Genomic DNA, 12,682 nt, shown 5'->3' on the forward strand with positions numbered 1-12,682 from the left:
AAAGCATGTAGATGCGCTCTGTCAGGCTTTGCAGGTCATGCAATCCGGGAACTCCGAAGATTCACCCTATGCGCACTCATACATTGACGAACTTCTAAGCCTCATAGGAAGTTACAAGTCCGGTGATATGAAGCCGGATGAAATGTTTGAACAGGTCATGATTGGACTGGTTTCTTTCCAGCAGTTTCTCGACATGCGCCTAACACTGCTGGAAAGGAAACAGAACCCGCCAGTTACCTGGTAATTGATGCTGTAGGCATTCTTTTCTGCCGTCAGCGGTGTTCCACGCAGGAACAGGAATGTTCCATCCGTCGGCATTGGTTTTTTCGTCAAAGAGCAAGTTATCCCCACAGAAAAAATCAGCACGGACATCGAGTCTCGCAAGCTGCGCAAGCCTATAGTTCATGGCAGGAGACTAAAACTAGTTTCCGGGATTACCAAGAAGGTAATTATGGTTCGAGAGAACAAAGGGAATGCTGACGTTCCCGTCACACATTCCGAGAAGATGGCCGCTTTAGGACTTGCGCTGGCATTGTGCTTAGGCGGATATGCCTTGGCTCCATCAGCTGCTATGGCATCCGAAACTACGCCAGGGAAGTAGACATGAAAACATTGCACGCTCCTTGGTTTCGCACGGGTGTAGCGACGCTGGTGTTCGCGATGCTTCTTACTCTCACCGAATTCATAATGTACGGCAGCTCAACTTTGTTCACCGCAAAGGGGATTCTTGGAATAATCATTAAAACAGGGATTTTCCTTGCTGTCGTGATCTGCGCTATCGGGACTGTCGTCAACTGTCCTGCAGAAGCTTCCGGCGAATCGAAGGAAAATGCTTGCGGCGGGGATAAACCCGTCGCAAGCTGAGGCCGTTAGCTGCTCCTATGGCTGGCCATCGCATACGCGCCTATGGCGAGTACCGTGATGTCGGCTGCGGTGGTGTCCACCTTGGCCGCGAGGGCGATGACAAGCACCGCCATCAACCAGACCATAGGGCCGTTGCGCGGCCCCTCATCATTCATGCGCATGATCTGCGCCTTTCTGACCAAGCCGCGCCGCGACTGGCGCGGCAACGTCGCCCGGTTATTGCCGGGCGGTCGTTCCAGCCCCTGCAAAAGGCTTTCTCGACATGAACGATGGTATCGGCTAACATGGAAGTGCCGGTTGAAGCACTGCAACTTCTTCCCACTTTCAAGGCGGTGCGCAACGACTTCTTCGGGAAGATGGCCAAGACCGGTGGGGTGGTTTCATTCCCATCCCCTGACTAAGCGTCGGGCCGGTGCCTTTGGGCACCGGCCCTTTGCATTCCTAGCGGCTGTGCCGGTGACGTGGCTGTCTAGACGTACATGCCTTCATGCCAGCCGGACAACAGCCCCCAAGCGGTATATGAGCCAGTCGGCAAACTGGCGCAGATACTGAAACAGTACGCCCTCTGACGGCTGACTCCAGCCATGCGGGCAATCTCCGCATATCCCACAACCTTAGGAAACAACGACTCTCGATTCCGCTTCCGCGCGCTCTCCCAGTTCATAACCTCGAATCCGGTCACATCGTATTCCGTCAAGGCTCCGTCTGCCCCGCGCCGGGCACGGGCGGCCCCGTTCGCCCCTCGATTGAGCGCAGAGCGTAATCCCGGGGGCTCACAGCGAATGCCCAGAGTCATGCGTAATATCTCACAGTGTAAGTAACCAAACCGTGGAAACTATTCAGACAACGGAAACCGATCAACACCACTAATCCAACCAACCGAACACCACACCACATTCACGTCAACCACACCAATACAAGGGGAAATCAATGTTCCGCATCATGAAATACCTCTCCAAATCGGAGATCGGTCAGATGCTCGTCGCCCTGCTGACCATCGTCGGGCAGGTCTACTTCGACCTGAAACTGCCCGACTACATGTCAGACATCACCACCTTGGTCGAGACGCCGGGCAGCGACATGAAGGACATCTGGATCGCGGGCGGCAAGATGCTGCTCATCTCGCTCGGCTCCGTGGCGTGCGCCGTCATCACCGGCTACATAGCCGCGCGCGTGGCCGCCTCGTTCACCCAGCGTCTGCGCTCGCTCGAATTCCGCAAGGTCGAATCCTTCGGACCGGCCGAGATGAGCAAGTTCTCCACGGCCAGCCTCATCACCCGCTCCACCAACGACATCACGCAGGTGCAGATGTTCATCACCATGGGTCTGCAGCTCATCGTCAAGTCGCCGATCATGGCCGTATGGGCCGTATGCAAGATCGCCGGCGAAGGCTTCGAATGGACGCTCGCCACCGGCATCGCCGTGGCGGTCCTGCTGGTGTCCATCACCATCATGATGGCCATGGTCATGCCGAAGTTCAAGGCGATGCAGGCCCTGACCGACAACATCAACCTCGTGGCCCGCGAAAACCTCACCGGCCTGCGCGTGGTGCGCGCCTACAATGCCGAGGACTACCAGGAGTCCAAGTTCACCAAGGCCAACAAGGACCTCACCGAAACCCAGCTGTTCACCAACCGCGTCATGGCGTTCATGATGCCGCTGATGAACACCGTCCTGAATGGTCTGATGCTCGCCGTCTACTGGATCGGCGCCTACCTGATCGACGCCGCCGGGCTCAAGGACAAGCTCACCGTGTTCTCCAACATGGTCGTGTTCTCCAACTACTCCGTGCAGGTCATCATGAGCTTCCTGCTCATGAGCATGGTGTTCGTGCTCTGGCCGCGCGCCGACGTTTCGGCGCAGCGCATCATGGAAGTGCTCGACACCGAGCCGATCGTCGGCAACGGCACCAAGACCGCCGCCGACGTGGCCAAGACCGGCCAGCGCGGCACTGTGGAATTCCGCAACGTCGGCTTCACCTACCCGGACTCACGCGAAGCGATGCTCGAAGGCATCAGCTTCACCGCCACGCAAGGCCAGACCGTGGCGTTCATCGGCTCCACCGGCTCCGGCAAATCGTCGCTGATCAACCTCGTGCCGCGCTTCTATGACGTCAGCGAAGGCCAGGTGCTGGTCGACGGCGTGGACGTGCGCGACTACGACCTGAAGACCCTGCGCGACAAGATCGGCTACGTGCCGCAGCAGTCCGTGCTGTTCAAGGGCACCGTGGCCTCCAACGTGAGCTACGGCGATCAGCCGGGCGACCCGGCGGAGGTCGAGATGACGGACAGCTCCACCGCCTCCGGCCGCAAGCGCGAGACCGCACTGCTCGCCGCGGACAAGGCCACGCAGGACGCCGGCCTGCCGGCCGAGCGGATGGAGCGCGTCAAGGCCGCCGCCGACGTGGCGCAGGCCAGCGAATTCGTGGCGCGCATGGACGGCGGATACGCCGCCGCGATCGCACAGGGCGGCTCGAACGTGTCCGGCGGCCAGAAGCAGCGCCTGTCGATTGCGCGCGCGGTGTACCGTCACCCAGAAATCCTGATTTTCGACGACTCGTTCTCCGCGCTCGACTTCAAGACCGACCGCGAGGTGCGCGACGCGCTCGCCCGCGAGGCCAAGGATTCCACCAAGCTCATCGTGGCCCAGCGCATCGGCACCATCATGAACGCCGACCGCATCGTCGTGCTCGACGACGGCAAGGTCGTGGGTCAGGGCACGCACAAGGAACTGCTCGACAACTGCGACGTATACCGCCAGATCGCCGAATCCCAGCTCAGCCAGTCGGAGCTTACGGCGTAAGGCATTTTTCCCCCACGCGGACATCCCCTCACCGGAGGGGCAAGGCACAACGAAAAGGACTGAACACCATGCCAAGAGGACCAATGGGCGGCAGGCGCGCCGTCGAAAAGCCCCATGATTTCGGCAAAGTCATGGGCAAACTCGTGAACTACTGCCGCAACTATCTTCCCGTCATCATCGTCGCACTCATCCTGGGCGCGATCGGCACCGTCTGCCAGATCGTCGGCCCGGACAAGCTCAAGGACATGACCAACGAGATCGTCAAAGGTCTGCCCGCCATCGTCAACGGCAGACCGGTGATGCGCTCGGTCGATCTCGGCGCGGTGGGCCACATCGCCTGGACGCTGGTGGCCCTGTACGCGGGATACGCCGTGCTCGGCTATGTGCAGAGCTGGATGATGGCCAACGTCACCCAACGCACCGCCCAGCGGCTGCGCGAATCGATCTCGGTCAAGATCAACCGGTTGCCGCTCAAATACTTCGACAAGGTCAGCTACGGCGACGTGCTGTCCCGCATCACCAACGATGTGGACGCCATCGGCCAGACGCTGGGCCAGTCGCTCGGCTCGCTGATCACCTCGGCGACGTTGTTCGTGGGCGCGCTGGTGATGATGTTCTACAACAACGTGATCATGACCCTGTGCGCCATCGGTGCCAGCCTCATCGGCCTGATCATCATGATGGTCATCATGAAGGCCTCCCAGAAGTACTTCGCCCGGCAGCAGACGGCTCTGGGCGACGTCAACGGCCACGTCGAGGAGATGTACGCCGGTCACCTCATCGTCAAGGCGTACAACGGCGAGGCGGATTCCATCCGTCGCTTCGAACGGTACAACGCGGACCTCTACGAGTCGGGTTGGAAGTCACAGTTCCTCTCCGGCCTGATGATGCCGCTCATGAACTTCGTGGGCAACTTCGGCTACGTGGTGGTGTGTGTGGTGGGCGCGGCGCTCGCACTCAACGGCCAGATCGAGTTCGGCGTGATCGTGGCGTTCATGATGTATGTCCGCCTGTTCACCCAGCCGTTGGCGCAGTTCGCCCAAGCCTTCCAGAACCTGCAGCGTTGCGCGGCGGCCGCCGAACGCGTGTTCGGCTTCCTTGAGGAGCCGGAGATGGAGGACGAATCCGGCAAGCAGGCCCTGCTCGGCACGGACCATGCGGGCGGCCACGAAGTGAAGGGCGACGTGGAATTCAGCCACGTACAGTTCGGTTACGAACCGGGCAAGCCGATCATCCACGACTTCTCCGCCTCCGTCAAGGCCGGGCAGAAGGTCGCCATCGTCGGCCCGACCGGTGCCGGCAAGACCACCATGGTCAACCTGCTCATGCGCTTCTATGAGATTTCCGGCGGCTCGATTGCGATTGACGGCGTGGACACCAAGTCCGTGCCGCGCTGGAACGTGCACGACCAGTTCTCCATGGTGCTGCAGGATACGTGGGTGTTCCGCGGAACCGTGCGCGAGAACATCGCCTACTCCAAGCCCGGCGTGACCGACAAGCAGATCGAGGATGCGTGCAAGGCCGTGGGTCTTGACCACTTCATCCGTTCGCTGCCGGACGGCTACGACACCGTGCTCGATGACAAGTCGTCGTTGTCCCAGGGCCAGAAGCAGCTGCTGACCATCGCCCGCGCGATGGTGCAGGACGCGCCGATTCTGATTCTCGACGAGGCCACGTCCTCGGTCGACACCCGTACTGAAGAGCTGATCCAGAAGGCCATGGACGCGCTGACCGTGGGCCGTACGAGCTTTGTGATCGCCCATCGCCTCTCCACGATCCGTGACGCCGACATGATCCTCGTCATGAACCACGGCGATGTGATCGAACGCGGCACCCATGACGAGCTGCTGGCTGCGGGCGGCTTCTACGCCGACCTGTACAACAGCCAGTTCGCACTCGCTGACTGACGGATTGTTTCCTGCGTTAGCGGATTAGCGGATTAGCTATACTCGGCTCCCCTCTCCGAGGGGAGCTGTCAACGTAGCTGACTGAAGGGAGCAACCCATCGGTCCGCCCGAGGGAATGCTCCACTGGATGTGATACTGATGATTTCGTACATTAGTGTGTGAAAAAACCGCCCGGAAAATTGGGGGATTGGGCGGCGGCACGATTGGCGTTGAGGATGGCGCATTCGAAATCGAAGTGAGCACGTAACTGGACGGCCGAGGTAGTGAACAGGGCTGTGGCGAGTCCGTCGGCCAGTGCGGTGCTCAAAGATGCTGCGTGCGGCATGACGGCCACCCATGTGGCGGCTACATCGTCAACCGGCAGACCGTCGATGGCGTTGAGCAGATGGTGGAGCTGGTGGCCTGCGGCGTCGGACCAGTGGCGGCGGCTGGGGGAGCTCGCGCAGAATGCACCTTGGCTGATTTCGACCGCACCTACGGCGTTGGCCGGATCGGCAGGATCTTCAAGGGCGATGGTGATTGGTTCGTCCGTGTGCACTAGCAAATCACCCCCGGCGTCGATGACGTATTGGCGGTCATCGTGCGCCGACTGGCGCGTTCGCCTCCGGTCGCCGCGCAGCATCCCCGCGAGCAGGTCCAGCAGATATCCTTTGCCGCACGCGCCGAAATCCAGTGCGACGGGACGCCGGGTGACCAGTGTGGCGCCATGTCGCTCCACGTCGCCGCCCCAGGTGGGCCGGCCGTGGATGGCGCCCAGACGCCCGCCGCGGGCGTCGGGCTCGACGGTGAACGAATAGACGGCGTCGTAGCCGAGTCGGATCAGATCCTCGCCCACGCATGGGTCGATGGCCCCGTCGGTGCCCGAGTACAGGGCGTCGTACAGGTCGAACAGGCCCGATGCCCAGTCGGGAAAGTCGAAGACGCCGCCGCGCGCGGCCGTGCGCATCCGGCTCACGGTCGAATCGTCCCTGAATCGGGACAGCGTCCGCTCATACGTGTCGATGAACGCGCCGAGCCGGTCGTGAAGCCCGTCCGCCAGCGGGGCGTCGGTGTGCAGCAGCAGGCCGGTGCCCAGCGCATCGGGGAACGCGGCGATGTACGGCAGACGGTCGGTCAGCCGCACGTGCGGTCGGTCGTGCGGCGGTCGGTCGTGCGGTCGTTGTGTCGGGCCAGTCATGCCACCATCGTAGTGCGTGCGGCGCGTCGGCGCTCGGGCCGGGCGCCCGCACCGAAACGTTACCGTGCCGACATGTGTGCGACACTTCGGCGTCAAATTGCGTTTGACCGCACTCCGTACTATATTGTTGCGAGTTGCTTTGCGGAGCAAAGTAACATCCAAGGGGCTGTAGCTCAGTTGGTAGAGCGCTTCGTTCGCATCGAAGAGGTCGCGGTTTCGACTACCGTCAGCTCCACGAGACCCTCTGCATTCATTCCACCGCAGAGGGTCTTTTCATTTGTCTTCGTTGGTATTGTGCCATCTCGCGTTTCAAGGGGCTGATTTGGGGTTTGCCGGAGGTCTACTTGCGTTTCGAGGGGCTGATGGTCAAGTAGATATGCCGCCAAAATGGCGGAATAGCGTTGCGCCAAAGCCGTTTGTGCTGGTGCTTCACCGGATGAGGAGCCCCTTGAAACGGAAGTAGACCTCCGGAACATGTGAAATCAGCCCCTGCAAAGGGAGAATACCTCGATTTCGCCATGGATTGTCGTGGATTGCTCTGTGGCATGGGCAATACTGGGAATATGACAAGCGCAGATGAGTTGAATGAGCAGTATGACGCTGACGGTAGCGTGACGCAGGTGCCTGAACGCAATGATGAAGTTCATGCCGGCGAATCCGCCGTCGCCCAATCCCGCGAATCGGCCGTGACCATCCCCGCCGGCACCGTGGTGCTCGCCGCCACCCCGATCGGCAATGTCGGCGACGCTTCAGCCCGTCTGGTGGTCCTCTTGGAACGGGCCGATATCGTGGCCGCCGAAGACACGCGCCGCCTCTACGATCTCGCCCGTCGCCTCGGCGTCTATGTGAACGGTCGCGTCATCGCCTATCACGACCACAACGAGCGCGACAAGGCCGACGGCCTGCTCGACCAGGTCGAAACCGGCGCCACCGTGCTCGTCGTGTCCGATGCCGGCATGCCCACCATCAACGACCCCGGCTTGGCCATCGTGCGCCGTGCCATCGAACGCGGCCTGCCCGTCACCTGCGCGCCCGGCCCCTCCGCTGTGCTCGACGCGCTCGCCCTCTCCGGCCTGCCCACCGACCGCTTCTGCTACGAAGGCTTCCTACCGCGGAAGCATTCCGAGCGCGTGCAGTATCTGCGCACGCTGTTGCCCGAACGCCGCACCATCGTGTTCTACGAGACGCCTCATCGCATTGCCGATTCGATGGACGATCTGCTGGACGCGTTCGGCCCGAATCGCCCGATGGCCCTGTGCCGCGAACTCACCAAGGATTATGAGCAGATTCGTCGCGGCCCGATTGGCGAGATTCGCCAAAGTGTGATTGATGATCCGCCCCGTGGCGAGATGGTGCTGGTCATCGGCGGCGCGTCCAACGAGGAGGCCGAAGCGGCCGCGCCCAGCACGCTGAGCGTGGAGGACATGGCCGTGCTGGCCATCGACCGTGCTTTGGAGGACGGCCTGCGTATCAAGGACGCCATCGCGCAAGTGGTGCAGGAGCATCCACTGGCTGACGGATCGTTGGCCAATCGCAAGCAGGTGTATGCGGCTGTGCTGAAAATCAAGGGATAGCGCAGCAGCCGGCGATTATCTCCCCGTTACGCTTCCATCGACTCGAACAATATTTCCAACGCCTGCCGGACCCCAGGCCCACCACGCTGCGAGACCAATTCCAGCAAAGGCGCGTCGGCTTGGGGATTGGCAACCAGCCATTTACGCAGTTCGGGCACGTGATATGCGATGTGCCAGAGCACGGCAACATCCGTATCGGGCGAACATGCCACCGCGGGCGTAAGTCTGATGGGTGGTTCAGGCGGCGCGGTCATATCCGAGATTGCGCGAGATGCGGATTCGGATGAGTGTGCCGCCGCCGCGTGGCGAGGCAACCGTTGCGCCTGCCGCAAATGCCGTAAACGGTGAGCGGCATGGCGGCCTCTGCGATGGCCTCTGGCAATGAATCCCCTCGTCATGCGCATTGCTCCAAAGCCGGTTCGTCAATCTCCTTCTGCACCGATTCAAAAAACATGCGTGCGCGTCCGGCATACTTGTGATGCCGATGCTCCTTGACGATTTGCAGACAGTCGTTTGGCCGAAACTGGTACGCGGACATCAGCTGACACACCAGTGCGTTGACGGTGGAAGGATCGGGGATGTCTTCAGGACTCATCACCAGGTCGCAAGCCGTACGGGCTGGCGTGGTGACAGGCAGCCCGCCGAGCTTGATGATTTGCTCCGGCAACGTCAATCTTTTGAATACGCGGATGCGGCGGCTGACGGATGCCGAGCGGAAGTGCGATGTGGAGATCACGTCTATGGTGCTCGGAAAGTCGGGGCCTCCCAGCCATACCCAAGCGGCGGTCATCGAACACACCACAGTGCCAAACGGGGCGACCTCCGCGACGATTTTTGCGCGACCATACAGTGTGCCCGAATGCTCGATCCAGTAGCCGGCGGAATCGTCGAGCTTACGTAACGCGCCGAAGGCGGCCAGACGGTTAAGGCTGAGCGGTCCCGGCAGATCCTTGGTAAACAGTATCGGCGGCACCGCGGGCTGCGCGGTTGCCGGCGAGGCGACTGTTGTGATGTCCGTCATCGGACCTGCTGTGATATCCATGACCGAACAATATGCAGAAATGCGGCTTGCGCGCCACCGGATAGGCGAAAACGGTGGATAAGTGCATAACTTCACTAGGTGCGCGAATGATGTGGATAACTCGGTGGATATCGACAGGCGGAAGTGTGTGCGGATGTGCGCGGAAGTGCGTGCGGATGTGCGTACGGATACGTGTGCGAATGCGTATGTGGATAAGCGCGCAAGAGGTGTACGGATAAGTATGTGGGGGAGTTGCGGGCGAATAGGTGAGTGGGATGAGGATGGCGGCGTGGCAGCTATCCGGGCGTGTCCCCGCCGCGCCGGATAATCAAGCCTTATGAGTCATGTTTTGGTGAATGTTGCTTGGCCGTATGCAAACGGCCCCCGTCATATCGGCCACGTCGCGGGATTCGGCGTGCCCTCCGACGTCTACGCGCGCTACGAGCGCATGAAGGGCAATGACGTGCTCATGGTGTCCGGCACCGATGAGCATGGCACCCCGATCCTCGTCGAGGCGGAGAAGGAAGGGCTCACCGCCCAGGAGCTGGCCAACCGTTACAACCGCGTGATCGCCAAGGATCTGTGCGACCTCGGCTTGAGCTACGACCTGTTCACCCGCACCACCACCGGTAACCACGAGCACGTGGTGCAGGAGATGTTCAAGCAGTGCCTGGAGAACGGCTACATCTACAAGGGCACCCAGCAGGTGGCGATTAGCCCGTCCACCGGCCGCACCCTGCCCGACCGTTACATCGAGGGCGAATGCCCGATTTGCCACGCCGAGGGCGCGCGCGGCGACCAGTGCGACGCCTGCGGCAACGAGCTCGACCCGGACGAGCTCATCAACCCCGTCTCCAAGATCAACGGCGAGACCCCACGTTTTGAACAGACCGAGCATTATTTCCTCGACCTGCCGGCGCTCGCCGAAGCGAACAAGGCGTGGCTGGAAACCCGCAAGGGCTGGCGCACCAACGTCATCAACTTCTCGCTCGGCCTGTTCAAGGAAGTCAAGCCGCGCGCCATCACCCGCGACATCGACTGGGGCATCCCGGTGCCGGTGAAGGGCTGGATCGACAACCCGAACAAGAAGCTGTACGTGTGGTTCGACGCCGTGATCGGCTACCTGTCGGCCTCCATCGAATGGGCCCGCCGCCAGGGCGACCCGGAGAAGTGGCGCGAATGGTGGAACGACCCGAAGTGCCCGGCCTACTACTTCATGGGAAAGGACAACATCACCTTCCACTCCCAGATCTGGCCGTCCGAAATGCTGGCGTACAACGGCAAGGGCTCCAAGGGCGGCGAAACCGGCCCGATGGGTCCGCTCAACCTGCCTGAGCAGGTGGTGGCCAGCGAGTTCATGACCATGGAAGGCAAGAAGTTCAGTTCCTCCCGCGGCATCGTGATCTACGTCAAGGACATCCTCGCCCGCTACCCCGTGGACGCCGTGCGCTACTACATTTCCGTGGCTGGCCCCGAATCCTCGGATTCCGACTTCACCTGGGCCGAGTTCGTGCGCCACAACAACGAGGAGCTCGCCTCCTCGTGGGGCAATCTGGTGAACCGCGTGGCCAACCTCATCAACAAGAACTTCGGCGAGATTCCGCCGCTGGACGAGGATTCGATGACCAACGAAGACCGTGGCCTTCTGGAAGAGGCTTCCGCCGCGTTCGACGTGGTCGGCTCCTCCATCGAGACCCACCATCAGAAGCACGCGCTGGCCGAGGCGATGCGCGTGGTGGGCGATATCAACAAGTACATCTCCGCCACCGAACCGTGGAAGATCAAGGACGACCAGGCTCGTCTCGGCACCGTGCTGCACGTGGCCGCTCAGGCCGTGTCTGACGCGAACCACCTGCTCGCGCCGTTCCTGCCGCACTCCGCACAGAAGGTGTGGGAGGCGCTCGGCGGCACCGGCACCTTCTCGCCGCTGCCTGAGCTCAAGGAAGTCGAGGATCTCGACAAGCCCGGCTTCACGTATCCGATTATCACCGGCGATTACGAGCTCGGTGTGAACGTGCACCCGTGGAAGAGCGAGGCAATCGAGGTCGGCGCCGTGGTGCCTAAGCCCGCGCCGATCTTCGCCAAGATTCCGACCGAGGCCGTGGAAGAGGAGCTGGCTCGCTTCGATGAAGCGTTGGCTGCTCGCCGTGCCGCCGAAGCCGAGCGTCTGGCCGCCGAGAAGGCCAAGCTCGCCGCCGAATGATTCGGCATTGCTAGCTCGTAGCTGACGGGCCACCTCGCACATGAAGTGTTGCGAGGTGGCCCGTTGCCGTATGTGCGGCCAAGCCCCGACAATGCGAGGCCGGTTGTCGGCGGGCGTCACAAATTCGTCACACTCCGCCAAGACTTTTCCCAGACAAGCACATCAATTCGCCAAGCATGGGGCGGTTACATAGAAGATGTCAACGGAATGAAGTTCATGCCGGTGGCGAGGTTCTTCCGAACCCCATAACTGAACTCTTCTTCTCTCTTCTCTCTCACCCGGCGGCCCCCTCCGCCGGGTTTCTTTTTTTTTAATGCTGGGAATGCCATGGGCCGCATATTGAAAAAGGGATTATAACAGAGTGTTTTCTGTTTACAATAAGGCATTGCTGTTCTAGAAAATAACAAAGAAGGGGTGAACTAATGGTGTATACCGTCACATTTCCGGGCAACCTGACTCAAGCGGAATCGGCCCTTATCAAGCGGGGCTCCATGCAGATCGCCGCGTTGCTGGCCGCAAAAATCACTGGCCGCGGGCTCATCATCAACGACGGTGACACCGAATACTCATGGGATTTCATCCTGGTCGATGCCAGCAGCGATGAGCGGCACACCTTTGACGAGAGGCTATTGCGGATGCTGTCCGACTACATCCACGCCGGTTTCCCCGATGCCGTGATCCGCCACGCCAAGCACGAGGCTCCAAAGCTCGGCAAATAATATTGGTCGCGTGGTGAGTCCCATACTTCCGTCGGAATATCGCTATCGCGGTATGGTCGCATGCCTGTTGAGCATTGAAGCGTTCGATCTATGCGCTGTTGATGTTCCGGTGATGACGGCAACCGATTGACGCGATTACCGGGACAGATTTCGCTGTCCCGGTTCGTGATTTCGGCTTCTTTTTGGGAACCGGGACAGCCCCCTTGTAAACGCCCATTATCCGTAATCCCAAAACCCCGGAATTCCACCGATGTACGATGGCGAATATTGCACGGTGGGGTGATAGGTGAATGAAATTTTGTCTTGGTTGCTCAAAAAGGGGCGAAATGGAGAACCGGGACAGCGAAATCTGGCCCGGTCCACACATAAATCGATTGACATCGCTACCGGGACATCGGACACGGACACCGAGTCG

At 60.7% G+C, this 12,682-nt stretch carries 10 protein-coding genes and 1 tRNA gene; 7 read left to right on the forward strand and 4 right to left on the reverse strand.

All coding sequences use genetic code 11. The annotated features are described in order from the left end of the window. Positions 1–603 precede the first annotated feature (603 nt). Complete coding sequence (locus FYJ31_RS05645; protein WP_154536221.1) at positions 604–864, forward strand: hypothetical protein; 261 nt, start codon at positions 604–606, stop codon at positions 862–864. Positions 865–869: 5 nt separating this feature from the next. Here FYJ31_RS05645 and FYJ31_RS12445 read toward each other — a convergent pair whose 3' ends face one another. Beyond that, the gene (locus FYJ31_RS12445; RefSeq protein ID WP_174773374.1) at positions 870–1,025 is read right to left on the reverse strand and encodes a hypothetical protein; all 156 of its coding nucleotides are present in this window, start codon (positions 1,023–1,025) and stop codon (positions 870–872) included. 769 nt (positions 1,026–1,794) lie between these two features. Here FYJ31_RS12445 and FYJ31_RS05650 point away from each other — a divergent pair. Both FYJ31_RS05650 and FYJ31_RS05655 read left to right on the forward strand, forming a co-directional pair. Beyond that, positions 1,795–3,666, forward strand: a complete 1,872-nt coding sequence (locus FYJ31_RS05650) for an ABC transporter ATP-binding protein (RefSeq protein ID WP_154536222.1) — start codon at positions 1,795–1,797, stop codon at positions 3,664–3,666. A 68-nt stretch (positions 3,667–3,734) separates the two neighbouring features. Next, positions 3,735–5,573, forward strand: a complete 1,839-nt coding sequence (locus tag FYJ31_RS05655; RefSeq protein ID WP_154536223.1) for an ABC transporter ATP-binding protein — start codon at positions 3,735–3,737, stop codon at positions 5,571–5,573. 151 nt (positions 5,574–5,724) lie between these two features. Here FYJ31_RS05655 and FYJ31_RS05660 read toward each other — a convergent pair whose 3' ends face one another. Continuing rightward, positions 5,725–6,750: an FAD:protein FMN transferase gene (locus FYJ31_RS05660; protein WP_154536224.1), complete on the reverse strand. Its 1,026-nt coding sequence runs from the start codon at positions 6,748–6,750 to the stop codon at positions 5,725–5,727. 162 nt (positions 6,751–6,912) lie between these two features. On the opposite strand from FYJ31_RS05660, the gene FYJ31_RS05665 reads away from it, so the two are divergent. Next, a tRNA-Ala gene (locus tag FYJ31_RS05665) sits at positions 6,913–6,985 on the forward strand. A 328-nt stretch (positions 6,986–7,313) separates the two neighbouring features. Further along, positions 7,314–8,324, forward strand: coding sequence for a 16S rRNA (cytidine(1402)-2'-O)-methyltransferase (rsmI, locus tag FYJ31_RS05670; protein WP_065474716.1), 1,011 nt, complete (start codon positions 7,314–7,316; stop codon positions 8,322–8,324). A 26-nt stretch (positions 8,325–8,350) separates the two neighbouring features. On the opposite strand, the gene FYJ31_RS12770 is transcribed toward rsmI, so the two are convergent. Together FYJ31_RS12770 and FYJ31_RS05680 are read right to left on the reverse strand one after the other, a co-directional pair. Further along, positions 8,351–8,728, reverse strand: coding sequence for a variant leucine-rich repeat-containing protein (locus FYJ31_RS12770; RefSeq protein WP_229773868.1), 378 nt, complete (start codon positions 8,726–8,728; stop codon positions 8,351–8,353). Further along, entirely contained in the window at positions 8,719–9,366 is a 648-nt protein-coding gene (locus FYJ31_RS05680; RefSeq protein ID WP_012578649.1) for a hypothetical protein, read from the reverse strand. The genes FYJ31_RS12770 and FYJ31_RS05680 overlap by 10 nt, the downstream gene beginning before the upstream one ends. Positions 9,367–9,682: 316 nt before the next feature. On the opposite strand from FYJ31_RS05680, the gene metG reads away from it, so the two are divergent. After that, complete coding sequence (gene metG / locus FYJ31_RS05690) at positions 9,683–11,548, forward strand: methionine--tRNA ligase (protein ID WP_065435649.1); 1,866 nt, start codon at positions 9,683–9,685, stop codon at positions 11,546–11,548. A gap of 422 nt (positions 11,549–11,970) precedes the next feature. Beyond that, on the forward strand, positions 11,971–12,267 hold the full coding sequence (locus FYJ31_RS05695) for a hypothetical protein (RefSeq protein ID WP_154536225.1): 297 nt from the start codon (positions 11,971–11,973) through the stop codon (positions 12,265–12,267). Positions 12,268–12,682: the final 415 nt, after the last annotated feature.

This window comes from Bifidobacterium sp. WCA-178-WT-4B (genome assembly GCF_009696495.1).
Lineage (GTDB): Bacteria > Actinomycetota > Actinomycetes > Actinomycetales > Bifidobacteriaceae > Bifidobacterium > Bifidobacterium infantis.